The organism is Kocuria sp. UBA1838 (assembly GCF_002338785.1).
Taxonomy (GTDB): domain Bacteria; phylum Actinomycetota; class Actinomycetes; order Actinomycetales; family Micrococcaceae; genus Kocuria; species Kocuria marina.
This window is the reverse complement of sequence record NZ_DDIY01000017.1, coordinates 166,978-186,847: the sequence shown is the minus strand read 5'-3', so window position 1 is coordinate 186,847 and position 19,870 is coordinate 166,978. Positions and strand designations below refer to the sequence as shown.

Sequence of the window (19,870 nt, the reverse complement as noted above, 5' to 3'; positions counted from 1 at the left end):
AATCGAGGCCCTCCATGTCCCCCTCCACCGCTCGCGATCCTCTCGATGACGGCAACGCACCCTGGACCGAGCCGACCTCCCGGGTGAGCCCCGCCGGCGATGCCCAGGCCACGCGCCCCCTCCCCCGTCCCGGGGTCCGGCACGACGACGCCGCGGCCGGCGACACCGCCACCCTGCCGTCGGTCTCCCCGTACGACGACGTCCGCTCCCCCGCCCGGGACACGGCACCGCGCACGGGACGCACCGGCGTCGCCTCCGGACGCCTGCACCCGCGGGACGAGCGCTCCGGCAACACGGACCCCGTGGGCGACGACCACCTCACACCCCCGAGCGAGCGGATCTCGGCCGAGGCCGCGTGGGACTCCATGCGCCCCGCGGTGCGCCCGGAGGGCTCCACCGCCGCGGCCCGGCCCACAGTGGAGGAACTGCGGCGGCGGCAGCGCCAGCACTTCGGCGGTATGCAACTGATCCCCGGGGTGTTGGGACTGCTCACGGCCATCTCACTGGGTGGCCTGTTGCTCACGCTCGCCGGGCTGCTGGGACCCCAGCTGGGCCTCGACGTGACCCGGGGAGCGGGCGACACCCTGGCCCGGGCATGGCAGGCGCCGGGGGCGGCGCAGTCGTGGATCGCCGTCGCCGTCCTGGGCGTCGTGGAACTGCTCTCGATGATCGCGGGAGGGTACGTGGCCGGGCGCATGGCGCGCTTCTCGGGGGTCGCCCAGGGCGTGAGCGTGTGGCTGTGGTCCCTGCTGGCGCGCGCCGTCGCCTCGGTCGCGGTGTTGCTGTGGGCCGACGCCGCCACGGCGGCCGGTCCCCGCTGGGTCGCGCAGGAGCTGATCGGGAGCGATGTGGGAATGGGTCTCATCGCGCTCGCGGGTCTCGTGCTGCTGGGACTCGCGGGCGCGGTCCTGGGCGGGGTGTGGGGCATGCGCTACCACCGTAAAGTGGACGCCTGGACGGTTTCGAATGCAATAAGCTAGTAGACTTCCGTTCTGTCGAGGGTCTGGGCTGGGTCCTCACTGGGGAGTACGGAGGAAATTTCTATGCCTTCAACACTCGTCGCCGTAGTCGACGATCATGAAGTGGTCCGTGAAGGCGTGCGTCTGGTGTCCATGACATCGCTCGCGGACGTCAAGCTCGTGGGGTCATCGGATTCCGTGTCCACCCTGTTGGACCAGTTGGGCCGGGACCCGGAGAATCCCGCCCTCACCGCGCAGGGCTCGAAACGCATCGAGTGCGACGTCGTCCTGCTGGACCTGTCCCTGGCGGACAAGTCACGCCCGGCGGGCAACGTGGAACGGTTGCGCAGCGCCGGGATGAAGGTGCTGATCTTCAGCATCGGCGAGAACGCCGGGTTGATCCGCGAGGCGCTGCGCGCCGGCGCCCTGGGGTTGGTGCGCAAATCGGACCCGCTCGAGCACGCCATCGAGGAGGCGCGGGCGATCGCGGACGGCAAACCCGTGATCACCAAGGAACTGGCCGCGGCCATCGACGGGGACGTCGAGTTCTCCCGCGCCGCCCTGTCCCCGCGCGAACGCGAGACCCTGCGCCTGTACGCCTCCGGGTTCGCCCAGGTGCAGGTCGCCCGCCGCATGGGGATCAAGCAGTCCGCGGTGAAGACCAACATCGACCGGATCCGTGAGAAGTACGCGCGGATCGGGCGCCCGGCCCCCACCAAGATCGACCTGCGGATCCGCGCGATCGAGGACGGTCTCGTGGACCCCGAGGACGACGTGACGAGCGCCGAGAAGAAGCTGTGATTCCCCCACCGGACACCCCGTGATCCTGCTGGGGAGGCCACCGGAGGGCCGGGCCCGCTCCTACCGGACGGTCAACACGCGGTTGCGGTGGAAGCGCTTCTTCGCGACCACCGCCCCGGACGAGCTCGGGCTGAACACCTACCGCGCCCACTGGTTCGCGATGATCGGCTTCGGCGTGTTCGCCGTGACCCACCTGATCGAGGCGCTGCCCATCTTCGCGCAACAGCAGCACTCCCTCCACGGGTGGTACACGATCTTCCTGTTGGCGCTCGCGGTGCTCCCCGGCCTCACCCTGTTCTACGGGTTGCGCCATTCCGTGCGCCCCTGGGTGTTCCTGGCCTACACGGCCGTGGTCTCCGCGGCCATCCTGGCCCTGCCGCTCGCGTGGACGGGTGAGCCCATGCCCCAGAACCCCTGGATCTCGGGGTTCATCATCCTGGCGGTGGGAGCGGCGGCGGTGCTGTGGAGCCCCACGGCCGCCATCCTGTACATGATCATGAACGAGGGCGTGTACGCCCTGATCTCCGCCCTGCTCATCACCGCGGAGCCCATCCCGGAGTCATGGCTCACGGCGGGACTCTCCCGCATGGTGTTCAGCCTCATGCTCGTGGTGGTCCTCACCGCCGGCAAGCACGGTGTCGAGCGCATGGACATCGCCTACGCCGAGGCCTTGTCGCAGACGCTCGCGCTGCGGCGCAGCCGTTCGGAGACCGCCGACCAGGAGCGGATCGACCGGTTGATCCACGACAACGTGATGGCCGCCCTGCTGGACGCGTCCCGCACCCGGGGTGTCCTACCCAAGCGCACGCGCCAGCTCGCCGCACGGGCCCTGGACATCCTGGCCGAGGAGTCCGACCGCTCCTCCGCGAACCACACCGTGATGGTCCACGTGCTCATGGACGAGCTCATGGAGGCCCTCGCCCCGTGGCGCGCACGTGTGCGATTCACCAATCTGCGGGCACCCATGCGGCCCGTGGGCGAACCGCGGGTATTCGTTCCCGCGGACGTGGCGCACGGTTTGACCCAGGCCGTGACGGAAGCGGTGTCCAACAGCGCCCGGCACTCGGGCAGTGAGTACACGACCGTGTCGATGGAGGGTGAGCTGTGCCCCGCCAGCGGGACCAATCCCGAGGGCTTCTTCCTGCGGTTCACGATCAGTGACGACGGCCGGGGCTTCAACTACCACGACGTCCCCAACCGGCGGCTCGGGGTGCGCGTGTCCATCGTGGAGAACCTTGAGTCCATCGGCGGACGAGTGTCCCTGGACACCGCACCGGGGCGTGGGACGCGTGTGACGCTGGTGTGGCCCAAGGACGTGACGGCATGAGCGGGTCCACGCGCGCGGTCTTCGCCCACCGCTACATGCGCTTCATCCTGCTGGCGGCATTCTGCGCACCCTTCGTGGCCGCCGTGGGCTACCTCCAGGATTCCATCCGACCCGAGCAGTTGGCCGTGTCCGTGGTGAACTACGCGCTGGCCGGGTCCATCATCGCGCTACCCCGCTGGGACGGTTCCCAGTTCCCCCTGCTCCCCACCGCGTTGACGTCCGTCCTGTTCCTGGTGGCCGCTCAGCAGGGCTACGCCGCGACCCCCGTGACGCTGCAGGCGGGACAGACCCCGTGGTTCCATCTCGGGTTTATCGCCCTGTTGTTCGGCTTGGGGATGCGACGCCGCCCCGGCTGGGCCTTCGCGGTGTGGCTCGGTGTCACGGTGTTGTCCGTGAGCCGGTGGCCCGTGGTCAACGGGGTGATCATGCCCATCGAGGCATATCACGTGGTGGGCATCGCCGTGGTGCTCGTGACGTGGATGGTCGAGCGGCAGTACGACTTCTTCATGCGGCGCAGACAGGACACCCAGCGCCTACTGGCCACCGCGCGCAGCCGCGACGAGGCCGAGAAGGGGATGCGCTACGCCTCCAACCGGCGGGTGGACGAGGTCCGCCGGTTGGCCGGTGGGCTGCTGGAGCAGATCGCCAAGGATTCCTCCGAGGTGACCGACTACGACGTCCAGCAGTTCCGCCTCACCGAGGCCCAACTGCGGGACAGCATCCGCGGTCGCTCCATCGCGACGCCCTACATCCTGGAGCTCACCCGCGCGGCACGTGCCCGGGGGATCACCGTGGACATCCTGGACGAGCGCGGCAGTGCTCCGTCGCCCGAGGTTCTGGAAGCCACCACGCAGCAGCTCTCGGCGATCCTCGCGGACGCCCGCTCCGGCGCCGTGACCGTGCGGGCCCTGCCCCCGGGTGACCCCACCGCGGTGTTCATCGTCCACGACTCCCAAGACCCGGACGCCGATCCCGTGGCCGTGGAGATCGCGGACGGCACGGGGGCCGTTTCCGTTTTCTGAACCCGGATGCCTCGAGCGTGCATTCCGCACGACGACGCCGCGGCGCTGCGTCTCCCGGTCAGGCCACGCAGAAGCTGATGCTGGGAATGGCGAGGAATTCCCACCCGCCCGCGACCGGCGCCGTATAGGTGAAGGTCAGGGACGAGAACCGCGATGTCATATTCGTGCTCCTGACGTTCCGTACCGTTTTCGTCTGTGAACTTACGTACTCCGCCGAACGAAAAAAGGTGGCGCCCGCAGCACCCCTCGTCGCGTTGGCGGACGTCAAGTCCCCCGTCATGACCCAGGGTTGATCCATCATCGCGGTGTCTGTGTACTGGTATGCGCCACTCGACAGGGTGCTGTTTGACCGGGTGATGTCCAGGATGGTGATGCTCGCCGACGTCAGTGGGACCGGGAATTCGAACGTCACCCTGGTGGTCGTGTTGTACCCGATGTTCAGCACGAGCCCGGGAGATGCCTGGGTGAGCCCGGAGATGGGATAAGGGGCTGTGCTCGTCGGGTAGCCGTTCTGCTCGCCTTGGTAATCCATCTTGCCGTTGAACTTCGAACTGTACATCCCGGTTGACGGGCCGACACTGCGCGGATTCACCGCCTCAGCTTTGCCGCCACGGACAACTCTCGTGGTGACCGTGACGGACGGCGCGTTCACCTGCGAGATGGCTGTGCCCGTCAGCCCGTTCGCGTCCGTACCCACCGCGAATTGGGAAAAGCTGTAGTTGTAGCACCCCCCCCCGCACCGGCCGGACCCCGCCATGGACCGGCCCCGCCCACCATGTACCCGCCTCATCCACGACGGTCCCGCCCCGCGGCAATCGCCCTGCACAGCGCGCCCGCCGGGCGGGTTCACACGCCGGTGATACCCGGGGGCCCGCGAGCGCGGATCACAGGACACCACCCGCCCTAGCGTGCTGCCATGACGACTTCATCGGAGACCACCTCGGCAGATGCCCAGGACACCTCACATTCCACGCCCCACACCGCCTTCCGGGTGGTGCACTGCGGGGACGGGTTGGGGCGCTGCCCGTGGGCCGTGAGCACACCCGGGGCGCTCGCGGATCACGATCACGACTGGGGGACGGCCCCCTCGAGCGCGGACGAGTACTTCGCCACGCTCACCCTGGAACTCGTGGACTCGGGGCTGGCCCGGTGGTCGCAGTCCGCGCGCCACGGTTCGTGGTACCTCCACATGGCCGATCTCGAACCCGCCCGCGTGTCCCTGTTCGACGAGGACGACGTGGACGACCTCCTCGTCAACGCCGAACTCATCCGCAACCGCGCCAAGATCGAGGCCGTGATCCACAACGCGGAGGTGTGCCGGGACTGGGACATGGACCGGTGGCTCGCGCTGCTCGAGGAGGCCGGGGTGCCCTTCCCGGGTGACGCCCCGGAAGCGGCGCCGGACAACGCGCTGGAACTCCCGGACAGTTCCACGGAGTCCCGCCGACTGTCCCAGGTGCTGCGATCCCACGGCATCGTGCTGGTGGGCCCGGTCACCGCCTACCGATGGTTGCAGCGCATCGGCCGGGCACCGGGCCACCTCGCCGGGTGCTTCCGCACGGAGCCGGGCGACGGCGGCTGAGCATCAGTCAAGCAGCAGAGCGGGTTCCTCGAGGATGCGGGCCACGTCCGCCATGAACCGCGCGGAGAGGTCACCGTCCACCACGCGGTGATCGAAGGAACCCCCCAGGGTCGTGATCCACCGCGGGATGACGTCCCCGTCCACGACCCACGGCTTCTGCTTGATGGTCCCGAAGGCCACGATGGCGGCTTCACCGGGGTTGATGATGGGGGTTCCCGTGTCGATGCCCAGCGCACCGATGTTCGTGATGGACAGCGTCCCACCCTGCATGTCCCCCGGCTGGGTGCGCCCGGCGCGCGCGGTCTGCGTCAACTCGTGCAGCGCGATCGCCAGCTCCCGGAGGCTGAGGTCCTGCGCGTCCTTGATGTTGGGAACCAGCAGACCCCGGGGCGTGGCCGCGGCGATACCCAGGTTCATGTAGCGCTTGATGATGATCTCGGTGTCGGTCCACGTGGCGTTGACCTGCGGGTTGCGGGCGGCCGCCCAGATCACGGCCTTGGCCAGGATCAACAGCGGCGTGACCTTCACACCCTCGAAGTGCGGGGACTGCTTGAGCCGCTTGACGAACTCCATGGTCCGTGAGGCGTCCACCTCCACGAAGATCGACACGTGGGGCGCGCTGAAGGCGGACTTGACCATGTTCTGGGCGGTGGCCTTGCGCACGCCCTTGACGCGGATGCGTTCCTCCCGCACGTTGGCCGGCTGGCCGGTGTGGGTCCAGAACGTGTCCGGGCCGTCCTCCACCTCGCGCAGGTGTGCCGCGTAGGCGAGCAGGTCGCGTTTGGTGACCTGGCCGCCGTCGCCGGTGGCCTGCACGTCCGCGAGATCGATGCCCATCTCCTTGGCCGCCTTGCGCACCGGGGGCTTGGCCAGGTTCGGACGGCGCGGGATCGACGCCGAGGCGGGCCCCTGTTCGGCACCCTCGTCCCGAGACTTCAACCAGGACTCCCCGCGGTCCCGAATCTTCCCGGCCTTCTCCGCGAGGTCCACGGCGGCACTTCCCAGTCCCGTGCGGGACAACCGGTCCGCCCAACCGTGCTTGCGCTCGTCGGCCGGCCCCGCGGCGTCGTCGGCGCGGGAGGTCGAGGCGCTCAGACCCTGGGGCGCCTCGGCGTCCGTGCGCATGCCCACGCGGGTACGACGCCGCCGACGCACCGGGTCCGCCTTGGGCCCCGAGCCCACGAGGGCCTTGCCCTGGGCGGAGTCCATGCTGCGCCCCGAACCGGACGTGGCGTCCTCACCGGTCGACGCGGCGGTGTCTGGCGCGGGGGCGACGGCCAGACCGTCCTCCGGGGCGGAACCCGTGTAGCCGGGGTCAGTGGCACCGGCGGGAGCGTCGTCGGCGGAGCTCACGGAGATGATGGGCGTGCCCACCTCCACGGTGTCCCCCTCCGCGACAAGGATCTCCTGGACCGTGCCCTCGAACGGCGAGGGCAGCTCCACCACGGACTTGGCGGTCTCGATCTCCACGAGCACCTGGTTGACGGACACGGTGTCCCCCTCGGACACCTTCCAGGCCACGATGTCGGCCTCGGTCAGACCCTCACCCACGTCGGGCAGTGTGAATACCTGGGACATGACTTCTCCCTCCGGGCCACCGTGTCCGCGCCGGATCACGGTGGGGTGGATGCTCTAGTAGGCGAAGGACCGGTCGAGTGCTTCGAGCACCCGGTCCAGATCCGGGACGTAGTTCTCCTCCACGGCTGCGGGAGGATAGGGCAGGTGGTAGGCGCCCACGCGCAGCACGGGAGCCTCGAGCGAGTAGAACGCACGCTCGGTGACGCGCGCGGCGATCTCCCCGCCCAGACCACCGAACGTGGGGGCCTCGTGGGCGATCACCAGGCGACCCGTCTTGCGCACGGACGCCGTGACGGTGTCGAAGTCGATGGGTGACAGGCTGCGCAGGTCGATGACCTCCACGCTGCGCCCGTCCTCCCGGGCGGCCTCGGCGGCGGCGAGCGCCACCGGCACGAGCGGTCCCCACGCCACGATCGTGGCTTCCTCACCCTCGCGGATCACGGAGGCCTTGAACGGGTCCCCCGGGGAAGTCTTCTCGTCCACCTCGCCCTTGAGCCAGTACCGGCGCTTGGGTTCGAAGATGATGACGGGGTCGTCGCACGCGATGGCCTGCTGCGACATCCAGTAGGCGTCCTGCGCGTTCGACGGCGCGAGCAAGCGCAGTCCCGCCGTGTGGGCGAACAGCGCCTCCGGGGATTCCGAGTGGTGTTCCACGGAGCCGATCACACCTCCGTACGGGATGCGGATCGTCACGGGAACCGTGAGCTGCCCGTCCGAACGGGCGTGGATCTTGGCCAGCTGGGTCGTGATCTGGTTGAACGCCGGGAACGTGAACCCGTCGAATTGGATCTCGCACACGGGCCGGTACCCGCGTTCGGCGAGGCCCACCGCGGTGCCCACGATCCCCGCCTCACCGAGGGGTGTGTCCAGCACGCGGTGCGCACCGAACCTGGATTTTAGCCCCTCGGTCACGCGGTACACGCCGCCCAGGGAGCCGATGTCTTCCCCCATGAGCATGACCTTGGGGTTCTCCTCCATGGCCCGTGCGAGCCCGGCATTGATGGCCTTGGCCACGGTCAGCTGTGTCACGCGCCGGCTCCTCGGGTGTCGTGGTCGTCCATCTCGTCCTGGGGTGCGAAGCCCGCCTGGTAGTCCAGGTACTCGGCGCGTTCGGCGTCCACCAGTGAATGCTGCTCGGCGTACGCCTTGGCGAAGGAGTCCTCGAACCGGGGCGGGGTCATGGCCAGGACGTCCGCGCGCATGCGCTGCGCGATCTCGTCGTTCTCGCGCGCCACGGCCTCGAAGAACTCGTCCTCGACCCCGTGGGCGTCCCGCAAGTGGGCCCGCAGCCGGTCCACGGGATCCAGGTGGCCCCACTGCTCTTCCTCGTCCCGTTCGCGGTACTTGGTGGGATCGTCCGCCGTGGTGTGGGCCCCCATGCGGTAGGTCTCCGCCTCGATCAGCACGGGACCCTCTCCCGCGCGGATCTTCTCGAGCGCGTACCGCGTGGCCGCGACGACGCCCAGGATGTCGTTGCCGTCCACGCGCAACCCCTCGAAGCCGTAACCGGCCGCGCGCGTGGCCAGGGGCACGCGGGACTGGGTCGCGAACGGGACCGAGATGGCCCACTGGTTGTTCTGGATGAAGAACAGCACAGGGGCGTCGTAGGACGCCGCGAAGACCATAGACTCGTGGATCTCACCCTCGGTGCTCGCACCGTCCCCGAAGTACGCGATGACGGCCTCCGGGTCGGTTTCCGGCGGAGTGCCCGCATCCTGGGCAGCCTTACGGTCCAGGGCGGTTCCCATGGCGTAACCCACCGCGTGCGGGACCTGGGAGGCGAGCACCATGGTGTAGAGGTTCAGGTTGTGTTTCTCCGGGTCCCAGCCCCCGGCCGTGATGCCGCGGAACAACCGCATCAGATCGGACGGCGCCACACCGCGTTCTAAGGCCACGGCGTGTTCGCGGTAGGACGGGAAGATCCGGTCGGTGGGCAGCGTGGGCCACACAGAACCGACCTGGGCGGCCTCCTGACCCCGCAGGGGCACCCACAGCACGAGCTGGCCCTGACGCTGCAGCGAGGTACCCTCCTCGTCCACGCGCCGCGCCCCGGTCATGGAACGGTAGAGGTGCTGCAACTGTTCGACCGTGACGTCCGCGACGTACGGGGACAACAGGGCATCGTCCGCGATCGCCCCCTGTTCGTCCAGGATCTGGTGACGCGGGAGCGTGCTGGGCACGGCGCCTGCGTGGGTGCGTGATGCCATGGGTGGTGTCGGTCCTTCCGCTGTCCTCGCCTGCCGTCTCGCCACCGTCACGGCGATCCGGGCGTGCGCGGGGGTCTCGGTACTCGTAACGGTCTCAGGGCTGCCCAGGCAGGGGCATGGTGCTGGGGTGCGGGAACGCGGCGCACAGTTCCAGGAACCGGGTGTTCGCCTCGGGCTCCCCGAAACTCACGCGCACCCCTTCCGCACCGAAACGCCGCACGGACAGGGCGTGCTGATCGCACAGCTGGGAGAACGCTTCGCCGTGCTCCCCGAGGGGCAGCCACACGAAGTTCGCCTGGGTGGGCGGGTACTGCCACCCCAGGTCGTCGAGTCCGCGCAGCACGCGCTCCCGTTCGTCCACGACCCGCTGGACCCGTTCCTCGACCTGGTCGATGTTCGTGAGGGACGCGATCGCAGCGAGCTGGGCCACCTCTGTGACACTGAACGCCGGCGCGCTCTGGCGCAGGTACTGCGTGACCTCTTGCTGGGCCACGGTGTAACCCACCCGCAGCCCGGCCAGACCGTGGGCCTTGGAGAACGTGCGCAGGGAGACCACATTGGGGTGATCACGGTAGAGCTCGATGCCGTCGGCCAGGCCCTCGGCGCGCTGGAACTCCCAGTACGCCTCGTCCACGACGACCACCACGTGGGACGGGACCCGCTTCAGGAACTCGCGCACGGCGTCGTCACGCAGGCTGGGGCCCGTGGGGTTGTTGGGGGTGCACAGCAGGATGACCCGCGTGCGGTCGGTGACGGCGCGGGCCATCGCGTCAAGATCGTGCGAGCCGTCCGGGAGGTTGGGCACCTGCACGCCGAGCGCGCCGGCCAGACCCACCGAGATCGGATACGCCTCGAACGAGCGCCACGCGTGGATCACCTCGTCCGGGCGACCGTCCTCCCCGGAACCGGCGAAGGCCGCGAGCAGTTGGTTGAGTGCGCCCAGGCTGCCCGCACCGGCCACGACGTCCTGCGCGGGGACGTCCAGGTACTGCGCCAGGGCCTCACGCAGGGCGCTCGCGGCGGGATCCGGATAGCGGTTGTAGGCGTCGAAGGACGCGAGCGCCTCCCGCACGGCCGGAACGGGACCGAAGGGGTTCTCGTTGGATGCCAACTTGTAGGCCACGAGACCGGGGATCCCGGCGGCCGACTTGCCCGCGGCGTACGCGGGGAGCTTGCCGAGTACCGCCCGCGGCGTAACGCGCGTGGTCCGCTGCGGTGACCCCTGCGATCCGGGAGCGGGCGTGGAAGTTTCCATAGCTGCCATGCTAACGCCAGGGACCGCCCCACTTCGTCGGTGCCTCAGTGTTCCTCCTGTCCCTCGTAGACGTACGTTTCGGTGCGCGTCCCGGGCCCATGGGGCACCGCGTCCGCGAGCCGCTGCTCATGGGCCACCACGACCGGGTGCCGCGAATCGGTGATCCCCTGGGCGCCCACCGTGTACACGTACATCTCATGCGCCCCGATCCCCCTGAACCCCTGCTTCAGGGTCAGCGCATCCTGATAGGGGGTGTTCACGCGCACCGTGGATCGGTGGTCGGCATCCGGGTTGGGCACGCCGTCCAGGGTGGGCACGACGTCGTCCACGTGTTCCACCGCCATCACGGACGTGCCCTCGGGGATCTCGAAGTCCCCCACGGGCGAACCGAACGTGGTGACCGCGGCGACGTCATAACGCTCACGGAACGCACGGTTGGCAGCCAGCCCAGCGGCGTCGATCCCGCCCAGGCTGTGGCCCGTGAGCACCACGGTGTCCCCGGAGCGGATGCCCGCGTCCTGCAGCGCCTGCACGGCCATGCGCTGCGCCTGGGGCAGCTCGGTGAGTGCAGCGTCCGGTTGCGCCGTGATGCCCTGCCCGATCCCCTTCAGATCATGTACGCCGGGACTGTCCTCCCACTTCTCGGTCCCGGTCAGCACCACGGAGTACGCCGTCCTCCCGTTCCCGTCCGTGGCCTTCTGCACCATGACCGTGCTGTTCTCGACCTGCGCCCCGTCCGGGCCCGCGCCCGAGACGATGTTCTTGGCGTCCTTGAGCGCCGCGGCGGTCCCCGCGATCGTGGTGGGCACGGCTCCCGCGTGCCGCACCCCCGCCGGAAGCGGTCGCTCGGGCATGCCCGTCATGTGGTGGCGGGCCGCGTTCGCGGCGGTCACCCCGGTGAACACCTCCCGGCGTGCCTCGCGTAACGCGCGCGGGGCGAGCACCGGTCGCAGGGCAGCCGGCACACCGCGGTCGAAGGCCTCTGCCGGGGTCAACCGGCGCCCCTTGCGATACGGCGTGTACCACGCGATGCCCGCCAGAGAAACCGACAGCACGGCGGCCGAGGCGGGCGCGAGCATGGCCCCGAGCACCCCGGGTTCCTCCCCCGCTGCATCCCGCCACGGGTCGCCCGCGCCCCCAGTGGTCTTCTCGGACCTGCCGTACGCGGTGAGCAACCCCACGGCCAGCGCTCGCGCGTGCTGGCCCAGCGTTAAGGGCCTCGGCGCCGACGACGCCGCACCGCCGGTTCTCCCGCCCGGCTCCGCCGCGACGGCGCCGGGCCCTGGTGCGTCCGCACCGGCTCCCGGGGTGCCCGCACCGGCTCCCGGGGCGGTGTGGGACCCGGAGGCACTCCCGCCGGGCACGACGGGGTACTGAAGCAGCCCATCCATGAGATCGTCCAGGCCAGGCCCGCGGATGAGGGCGTCGGTCCCGCGCGGACCACCTCCCCGGATGAGGAGCCCGTACTGCCACGGCTGGACGCGCTCGAGGAACTTGTGCGGTGAGTCGATCCCCGCGCGAGCCAGTGCGACGTCCAGGTCTTCCAGGGTCCGACCGCAATCCCGGGCCAGAAGGCGGGTCACACCGTACAGGGGCAAACCCCACACCCGCCCCGCCAGGAGGGACGTCAATGCCCTCTCCACAGTCTCGTAGTTCTGCCGTGCGAGAACCAGTCGCGCGGCAGAGGCCTCCAGTGCGGCGATCTGCGCGAGCAGGTCGCGGCTCACGAGATCGGCGAGCGCCCCCGCACCCGCCAGGGACGGTTGCCCCGTGAGGGACCACAGGTGCAGTTCGGCGGTGACCGGGACGAGCCCGGCGAGGACGCCGCCCACGGTCTCGACCACCGCGGTGAGCGAGCCCTCGATCCCCGAGATGACGTCCGTGTCCACCATGACCGCGGTGCCGCCCGGGACGCCACCCAAGACCTCCATGCTGGTTCTCGCGCCCTCGGCGGCGGCTGCGACCCGTTCCGGGTCCGCGTGGCCGTCCGGCGTGGGGCGTTCCCCGGAACCAGGGGTGAACAATTCGCTCTGGAGGTCCTCGGCCCGCCCGTGGACCTCGGTCACGCCGTGTTCCATGCTCACGGCAGTGTCCCGCGGAGACGAGGCGGCCGCATCTTCCGCAACCGGCACGGCGGCGGGGCCACCTCCCGCCACCGGCACGGCCGACCTCCCGGCCTGTTCATCACCCGCGGCCGGCACAGCTGCGTCCTCCGAAGATCCGGTGCTCGAGCCCAGGACCGTCCGCGCCGCCGCGGTCACGGCGACCCGCCCCACGACGCGCTCGCAGCGTGACCCATCGCGAGTCCCACGCCCAGCACCGTGCTCAGTGCCGCGGCCATGGGAGCTCCCACCTGGGCGATGCTCTCCACAGCCGCGACCCGTTCCGCGAGCGCGGCCGCTCCCGTCCGCACGAGCTGAGCGGTTTCACGACAGCGGTGCGAAACGTCTCGCAGTTCCTGCTCGTGGCGATCGGCGCGGGCCCGGAAGGACCTGGCACCCGGGCCCTCCCACGCACCGTGGGTCTCCGCGAGGGACGCGATCCGGGAGGCGAGCCCCGCGAGGTGCTCCGCGGCGTCGTCGTAATGACGTGCCACGAGGCAGAGCCGTTCGTGGACCAGCGCCGAGACCGCCGACGGGGACGTTCCCGGGAACACCGGGCTCGCGATTTGTGACATGACCGGTTCCTTCCCGCGCCCCACCACGCGGGCGCTACGCGACCAGGCTAGGGAACGGCGATCCTGTGCTCGGGCGGCCCCGGAAGCATGTGTATCCACGCCCTGCTCGGCCATCCCGAGGACCGCGGTGCAGGACGTTCACCGCGGCGAGGGGCGCCCCGGCGCGTGAAAGAATGAGGGCCATGTCGAACACCGCGCAGACCCTCCCCTCCGGACGTGTGGCCCTGAGCCAGCAGTCACCCGCCATCGCGCTGGGACCGCTGGACGGCCGTTACCGCCCCCAGACCGCCGTGCTGGTGGACTACCTCTCGGAAGCGGCGCTAAACCGCGAACGGGTGCACGTGGAGGTCGAGTGGTTCATCCACCTGTGCGAGCAGCGAGCGCTCACGGGTCTGGAACCCCTCTCGGATGAGCAAAAGAGCGGTCTGCGCGCAATCGTCGCGGACTTCGACGCCGCGTCGGTCGCGGAACTGGCTGAGATCGAGGCCGTCACGGTGCACGACGTCAAGGCGGTGGAGTACTACATCGGGCGCAGGCTGCCGGGGCTCGGCCTCGAGCACCTGACGCCGCTCGTGCACTTCGCGTGCACGTCCGAGGACATCAACAACCTCTCCTACGCGCTCGGCATCCGCGATGCGATCAACCACGTGTGGTTGCCCGCGGCGCGCGAACTGGTCGCGGCGGTGGCCACGATGGCGCGGGACGCGAAGGCCACCCCCATGTTGTCTCACACCCACGGCCAGCCGGCCACGCCCACGACCCTGGGCAAGGAACTCGCAGTGTTCGCGCACCGCCTGGGCCGCCAGGTGCAGCGCGTGGCGGACACCGAGTTCCTGGGCAAGCTCAACGGCGCCACCGGGACGTTCGCAGCGCACACCGCCGCGGCCCCGGACACGGACTGGCCCGAGACCTCCCGGTCCTTCGTGAGCCACCTGGGGCTCACGTGGAACCCGCTGACCACCCAGATCGAGTCCCACGACTGGCAGGCCGAGCTGTACGCGGACATGGCCCGGTTCAACCGGATCCTGCACAACCTCTGCACGGACGTGTGGTCCTACATCTCGATCGGTTACTTCCACCAGATCCCGGTGGAGGGTGCCACGGGCTCCTCGACCATGCCGCACAAGGTCAACCCCATCCGCTTCGAGAACGCGGAGGCCAACGCGGAGATCTCGTGTTCGCTGCTGGACACGCTCGCCGCAACCCTCGTAACCTCGCGGTGGCAGCGGGACCTCACGGACTCCTCGTCCCAGCGCAACATCGGGGTGGCGTTCGGTCACTCGTTGCTCGCGGTGTCCAACGTGCTCAAGGGCCTCGACCGCCTGGACGTGGCGCAGGAGGTGCTCGCCGAGGACTTGGACCAGAACTGGGAGGTCCTGGGCGAGGCCGTGCAGACCGCCATGCGCGCCGAGGCCATTGCGGGCCGCGAGGGCATGGACAACCCCTACGAGCGGCTCAAAGAACTCACCCGCGGCCACCGCGTGGACGCCGACCGGATGCACGAGTTCATCGCGGGCCTCGGCCTCTCCGAGGACACCGCCCGGCGCTTGAGCGAGCTGGGCCCCGGGCAGTACACGGGCCTGGCCGAGCAGCTCGTGGACCGTTACCTGGACTGAGCCGCCGGTCCGGCCCGACGCCGCCCGGTCCCGCCCCCGGAGCGGCTCCGGGCAGGGCCGAGGCAGCACCAAACACCTGTGTCCCGGAACAGCACGCTCCACGCGTGATCACGTGCTGTTTCGGGACACAGATGTATTCGGGGGGCCCGGCGGAACTCACGAGCGCCGCCGGGCACCGCATGACCCCACCCGGGGTTGTGCGCCCTACTTGCGCTTCTTCCGGCCCTTCGCGTCGGACTCCAGTTCCTTCCGATCACCGTCGGGGGAACCGTCCTCGAACTTCTCCGCGCGCTCACCCAGGGCAAGGTTGGGCGGGAACTCGTCCGGGAAATCCCCGAAGGCCTCGCGTGAGGCCTTGATGACCTGGCGGGCCATGGCCAGGTTGGCGCCGCCCCCCACCACGGCCCCCAGACCGAACGGCAGCGCGCGGCCCAGCACCGCGCCAGACTGGCGGGCCAGGAACCGCTTGACGAACATGTTGCGGATCGAGCGGCCCACGTCGAAGCGCTGGGAGCTGTCCGGGGACTTGCCGAGCATCAGGCCCCACTTGCTCGTGAGGCTCTTGCTCGCGGACGAGCTGGACAGCAACTGGCCCATGAGCGCGCTCCCGTCCTCGCCGAGCATGAGCGCCATGATCATGGTCCGGTTCTGCTGCTCGTCCTTGGGCTCCACCCCGTGCAGTTCGGCCATGGCCTGCGCGTACAGGGCCGTAGCCTCCAGGTAGCCCGCCACGGCGGCGGAGGACAGCCCGAGGGACGCGATGGTGCCGATCCCGGGGACCGCCGCGGTGGCACCCACGGCGCCGCCGCCCATGGTCACGGAGCGCAGGTAGAGCTTCTCGGCACGCTTGGCGATCTGGGCGGGCGTCTCCTTGGGGTGCTGCGCACGCTCCCGCTTGAGCGCCTTGACCACCCACGGCTGTTGGATGCGCAGCACATGGTCCAGGAACTTGTTGACACCGGGCTTGGGTTTGCCGTTCTCGTCGAACGCCTTGTTCAGGGGGTTCAAGTCCATCAACGACCACTCCTCGAAACGGGTTGGGGGTGTTCGGCGGGTACCGCCGAACACATCAGCACCACTATTCCACAGCGCGCAGCGCTTTCGGTGTGCCCGACCCCCGGCGCCTATCATGCGCGCGGCCGACGACGCCGCCACGGCCCCGTCCCACGCGCGGCTCACCCCGGAGTCCTGCCACCGCATGGCCGCGAGCAACATCATGGGCAGCTGCTCGAAACCGCCCACCGTCTCGGTCTTCAGGGTCACGTCCATGGACGTGGCATCGAGCTCGGACAGCTGTTCCAGCAGATCCGCGACATCGTCCGCGCTGCGCACGAAAGACATGTTCACGATGTCCGCGCGCCGCGCCACGAAGCGCAGATCAACGGCAGGTGAACTCCGCCCGCGGGTCAGTGCGTGCTGAAGTCGGTGAACGCCCCCGTGGGCGGGCCGAAGTGCTCGTCCACGGTGATCACCGCACCGGGGGTGTCCCGGGAGATGAGCGCCTGCAGCAGCTCACCCACGGCCCAGCGCGGACCCTCGGCCACAACGGTCACGGTGCCGTCCGGGTTGTTGGTGGCACTTCCCACGAGTCCCAGTTTCTCGGCCTGGCGCCAGCACCAGTAGCGGAACCCCACGCCCTGCACCGTCCCGTGCACTACGGCGGTGAGGGCGATGGTCTCGTTCAGGTCCAGCTTGTCCTGATTGCGGCCGGCTGACGCGGCGGGATGAATCGACGGCATCTCCATGCCCCCAGCCTAGAAGACCCCAGCCTGGAAGACCCCGGTCGCAGCCACCCGGCAGACAGGGCCCGCAGGTCCGGAGCGGCTATCAGGACCGGGCACCGGGGCCGAGCTGCCGGAGTCCGAACCATCAGGGCCTGATTCGCGGGGCCCGATCTGCCGCGACCGGGCGTGAGAAATCGCCCGGCCCACGCGGACCCCGGTGGGGCCCGCCACGGACCGGGCGATCACGACTGACAAAGGCTCCAGGTCAGCCCAGGTTCTCGAGCGCCTCAGCGATCGGTGTGTCACCGTCGGAGAACTCGATGAACTTCCCGGCGGTGCCCCGCGGATCGGCGAGCGCCCGGGCGGCCACGAGGGCCACGTTGCCGCGTGCCGTCTTCTTCTCGTCGTCGCTGCCGGCGCGGCCCAGCGTGATCTCCCCCGAGGGGTCGTCGTCGGTGAGCGTCCCGGGGCCCAGGATGGTCCACTCGAGGGAGCTCGCGCGCAAGTGGTCGTCCGCGTCCGCCTTGGACTGCGCGTAGGAGTAGAAGTCGTTGTCCTCGGGGACCCCGTGGTCCTGCCCGGCGCCCATGTAGGACACCATGACGTAGTGCCTGACGCCGGCGGCCTGTGCGGCGTCCATGGAACGGATCGCGGCGTCCCGGTCCACGGCGTACGTGCGCTCGGGGTCGCCCCCGCCCGCGCCCGCGGACCACACGACGGCGTCCTGGCCGGAGAACAGCTCCGTCATGGCCTCAACGTCCAACTCCTGGACGTCCGCGACGACCGGTGTTGCCCCGGTGTTCTCCACGTCCTGGCTCTGCTCCCGCTTGCGGATCACCGCGTTGACGGTGTCCCCCTGCGTGGACAGCAATCGGCTCAGCTGCAGCGCCACCTTGCCGTGGCCACCGATGATCGTGATCTCGGACATTGCGGGTCCTTCCTGTCGGAACGGGTGTCGCGGGGACAGCGCGTGCCCCCGACATCCAGTACAGCATGCGTCAGCGGCGGATTATTCCGAACCCCCGGGGCCCACCCGGTCCCCCTGCCGCCGCGCGATATGGGGGTCCTCCGCGCCCGGCGGGGCCGGAACGCCTCGGCCTCACGGGCCCGTCACACCCTGCGGGACCTCAGTTCTCGAGGCCGCCGTTGGCGAGGCTCGCGTTGAGCACCCGGGCGAGGGTCGACAGGTCTGCGTCCTGCTGTTCGGCGAGTGCGTCCGCGAGCACGCCCAGTAGGCCGTGGACCACGAACCGGTCCCGGATCTCGACGACGCCGCGGTCCTCCCCGCTCTCGCGATCCTCCCGGAGGCTGCGCAGACCCGTCATGGCGTGTTCCGCGACCGCCCTACGTGCCAGGGAAGGACCGGGCCCGCACAGCATGGCCCGGTAGAACTCCTGGTGCTCGTCCAGGTGCGCCACGAGCGGGGGCAGGACCAGGTCCAGCGGACTGGCCTCGCGGTTCTGCAGGGCGCTCGGGTCCAGGGGGAGGCGGGCCAGCAAGGATTGCGTGGCGCCGAGCAGCACCTGGTCCCGCGAGCCGAAGTTCTCGTACACGGCCTTGCGGCTGACCCCCGCGGCCTGCGCGATCTCGGTCATCCCCACCTGGGAGCCCCGGCGCGCGACCAGTTCGACGGCGGCTTCCACCACGGCCGCACGGGTGCGTTCGATCCGCCGGTCCATGTGCGCTCCAATATCAGGGTCGTAGAAAGGGTGCCCATCCATTGAACGCTCAAACAGGAAATTACGCGACAACCTAAAGGGTGAGACCCGAAAACCTCAGCGCGCGGGCGTAACCGCCTCCACGAGGAACACCCGCCCGTCCCCGCTCAGGGTCACCGTGCTCGGGGTCTCCAGGCAGATCAGGGACTCGCCCGACGTCGCTCGCGCACCCTCCGCGTCCGCGTCACCAGCAGAGCGCGCGGAGACCTCCACGTCCCCCTCGGTCACGAGCACCATGCACACCCCCGCGAGCTCCCGGGTGACGGGGCGCTGCGGGCTCACGCGCACCGCGGCCAGGGAGAGAGCGGGGTCCCACAGCGTGTACCGCACCACGCCGTCCTCGGCCTCGCGCGGTTCCAGGACGCTCACGGGTTGCTGGGCGGTGGCCATGACCCTCAGCAGTTCCGGGACGTCCACGTGCTTGGCGGTCAGACCAGCGCGCAGCACGTTGTCCGAGCACCCCATGATCTCCACCGCGGTGCCGCTGAGGTACGCGTGCACCTGTCGGTCCGGGGTGAACAGGGCCTGGCCGGGGGCCAGGTGCACCATGTTCATACACAGGGCCACGAGCAGACCCCGGTCACCCGGGTAGTGGTGGGTCAACAACCGGATCAGGTGCGTCGCGCGTTCCACGGGATCCGCCTCCGCGGACAACCGGGGTTTGTCCGCGTCCTCGCCGCGGGGCGAGGTGGCCGGGGTGGTATCCGCAGCGGTGACGCACGCGCGCACGGCGGCGGCAGCGGCGTCGTCGTCGAGCTCGAGCGCGTACTGCACGGGACACTCGGACGCCGCGGCGTCCACGAGCCACGGGAGGTTTAGTTCCCGGGCGAGGCGCTTCAGGTCGGCCCGTTCCTGCTGACCCGCGAGCAACCACATGGGTGACAACGCCACGACCGTCTCCGGTTTGGCGCGCTCGTCCTTGTAATTACGGTGCGCGGAGTCCCGCGCGACGCCCGCGGCGTTCTCCCGCGCGAACCCCTCACGGGCCTGTTCCTCGGACGGGTGCACCTGGATGGACAGCGGCGCCGCGATCGCGAGGATCTTCAGGAGGAACGGCAGGTCGGGGGCCACTTCGTCCAGGCCGCGCTGGACCCCGTCGAGGGTCACCCGGGACGGAGCGCTCGCGTGGGCACCCATCCACAGCTCGGCCTCGGGTTCCTCGGTGGGTGCGGAGCGCCCCTGCATGCCGGCGAGGACCGATCGCGATCCCCACGCGTAGTGCTGGATCGGATTGGTCATCCTCAAGAACTCGGCCATGTCGAACATGTAACCACAGCGCCCCGGAAAACGCCGGACTACCGGGGTTCACCGATCCCGCTCACGTAGAATCGGGACGGTGACCACAGATCTTTCCTCATCATTCAAGGCGTACGACGTCCGCGGCATCGTGGGCGAGAGCATCAC

The 19,870-nt window shown here is 69.8% G+C and carries 18 protein-coding genes; 6 read left to right on the top strand and 12 right to left on the bottom strand.

The genetic code is table 11. From position 1 onward, the window contains the following. Positions 1 to 14: 14 nt before the first annotated feature. From B3I25_RS09935 to B3I25_RS09920, 4 genes are all read left to right on the top strand, one after another. Positions 15 to 980 (top strand): hypothetical protein, encoded by a 966-nt coding sequence (locus B3I25_RS09935; RefSeq protein WP_098055077.1) that lies wholly within the window; start codon positions 15 to 17, stop codon positions 978 to 980. A gap of 63 nt (positions 981 to 1,043) precedes the next feature. Next, entirely contained in the window at positions 1,044 to 1,760 is a 717-nt protein-coding gene (locus tag B3I25_RS09930) for a response regulator transcription factor (protein ID WP_085106122.1), read from the top strand. A 19-nt stretch (positions 1,761 to 1,779) separates the two neighbouring features. Beyond that, a complete protein-coding gene (locus B3I25_RS09925; RefSeq protein ID WP_260850456.1) occupies positions 1,780 to 3,087 on the top strand; it encodes a sensor histidine kinase in 1,308 nt (435 codons plus the stop codon). Next, positions 3,084 to 4,109 carry a hypothetical protein gene (locus tag B3I25_RS09920; protein ID WP_286738779.1) on the top strand — a complete coding sequence of 342 codons (1,026 nt, stop codon included), beginning with the start codon at positions 3,084 to 3,086 and terminating at the stop codon, positions 4,107 to 4,109. Before B3I25_RS09925 ends, B3I25_RS09920 begins: the two co-directional genes overlap by 4 nt. Positions 4,110 to 4,167: 58 nt before the next feature. Here the strand turns inward: B3I25_RS09920 and B3I25_RS09915 are convergent, their stop codons facing one another. Next, positions 4,168 to 4,806, bottom strand: coding sequence for a hypothetical protein (locus B3I25_RS09915; protein ID WP_143470079.1), 639 nt, complete (start codon positions 4,804 to 4,806; stop codon positions 4,168 to 4,170). 219 nt (positions 4,807 to 5,025) lie between these two features. Here B3I25_RS09915 and B3I25_RS09910 point away from each other — a divergent pair, with 219 nt between their 5' ends. After that, positions 5,026 to 5,691 (top strand): DNA-3-methyladenine glycosylase I, encoded by a 666-nt coding sequence (locus B3I25_RS09910; RefSeq protein ID WP_082943480.1) that lies wholly within the window; start codon positions 5,026 to 5,028, stop codon positions 5,689 to 5,691. Between the two features lie 3 nt (positions 5,692 to 5,694). Here the strand turns inward: B3I25_RS09910 and B3I25_RS09905 are convergent, their stop codons facing one another. The 6 genes from B3I25_RS09905 to B3I25_RS09880 form a co-directional block, all read right to left on the bottom strand. Then, entirely contained in the window at positions 5,695 to 7,269 is a 1,575-nt protein-coding gene (locus tag B3I25_RS09905; RefSeq protein WP_064847423.1) for a dihydrolipoamide acetyltransferase family protein, read from the bottom strand. A 54-nt stretch (positions 7,270 to 7,323) separates the two neighbouring features. Continuing rightward, a complete protein-coding gene (locus B3I25_RS09900) occupies positions 7,324 to 8,298 on the bottom strand; it encodes an alpha-ketoacid dehydrogenase subunit beta (RefSeq protein ID WP_064847424.1) in 975 nt (324 codons plus the stop codon). Further along, the gene (locus B3I25_RS09895; protein WP_193519033.1) at positions 8,295 to 9,476 is read right to left on the bottom strand and encodes a thiamine pyrophosphate-dependent enzyme; all 1,182 of its coding nucleotides are present in this window, start codon (positions 9,474 to 9,476) and stop codon (positions 8,295 to 8,297) included. The genes B3I25_RS09900 and B3I25_RS09895 overlap by 4 nt, the downstream gene beginning before the upstream one ends. A gap of 94 nt (positions 9,477 to 9,570) precedes the next feature. Next, complete coding sequence (locus B3I25_RS09890; protein ID WP_064847426.1) at positions 9,571 to 10,731, bottom strand: histidinol-phosphate transaminase; 1,161 nt, start codon at positions 10,729 to 10,731, stop codon at positions 9,571 to 9,573. Between the two features lie 44 nt (positions 10,732 to 10,775). Continuing rightward, positions 10,776 to 12,809 carry a hypothetical protein gene (locus tag B3I25_RS09885; protein WP_143470083.1) on the bottom strand — a complete coding sequence of 678 codons (2,034 nt, stop codon included), beginning with the start codon at positions 12,807 to 12,809 and terminating at the stop codon, positions 10,776 to 10,778. A gap of 179 nt (positions 12,810 to 12,988) precedes the next feature. After that, entirely contained in the window at positions 12,989 to 13,408 is a 420-nt protein-coding gene (locus B3I25_RS09880) for a hypothetical protein (RefSeq protein ID WP_064847428.1), read from the bottom strand. Between the two features lie 182 nt (positions 13,409 to 13,590). Between B3I25_RS09880 and purB the strand changes: the two genes are divergently transcribed. Next, entirely contained in the window at positions 13,591 to 15,024 is a 1,434-nt protein-coding gene (gene purB, locus B3I25_RS09875; protein WP_404821111.1) for an adenylosuccinate lyase, read from the top strand. Positions 15,025 to 15,228: 204 nt separating this feature from the next. On the opposite strand, the gene B3I25_RS09870 is transcribed toward purB, so the two are convergent. The 5 genes from B3I25_RS09870 to manA all read right to left on the bottom strand — a co-directional run bounded on the left by B3I25_RS09870 (position 15,229) and on the right by manA (position 19,723). Further along, positions 15,229 to 16,371, bottom strand: coding sequence for a di- and tripeptidase (locus tag B3I25_RS09870; protein ID WP_286738775.1), 1,143 nt, complete (start codon positions 16,369 to 16,371; stop codon positions 15,229 to 15,231). Between the two features lie 59 nt (positions 16,372 to 16,430). Then, positions 16,431 to 16,769: an acylphosphatase gene (locus B3I25_RS09865; RefSeq protein WP_098055095.1), complete on the bottom strand. Its 339-nt coding sequence runs from the start codon at positions 16,767 to 16,769 to the stop codon at positions 16,431 to 16,433. A 244-nt stretch (positions 16,770 to 17,013) separates the two neighbouring features. Then, positions 17,014 to 17,676: an SDR family oxidoreductase gene (locus B3I25_RS09860; RefSeq protein ID WP_098055097.1), complete on the bottom strand. Its 663-nt coding sequence runs from the start codon at positions 17,674 to 17,676 to the stop codon at positions 17,014 to 17,016. A gap of 199 nt (positions 17,677 to 17,875) precedes the next feature. Next, positions 17,876 to 18,469, bottom strand: coding sequence for a TetR/AcrR family transcriptional regulator (locus B3I25_RS09855; protein WP_286738774.1), 594 nt, complete (start codon positions 18,467 to 18,469; stop codon positions 17,876 to 17,878). A gap of 54 nt (positions 18,470 to 18,523) precedes the next feature. Then, a complete protein-coding gene (gene manA, locus B3I25_RS09850) occupies positions 18,524 to 19,723 on the bottom strand; it encodes a mannose-6-phosphate isomerase, class I (protein WP_286738773.1) in 1,200 nt (399 codons plus the stop codon). Positions 19,724 to 19,870: the final 147 nt, after the last annotated feature.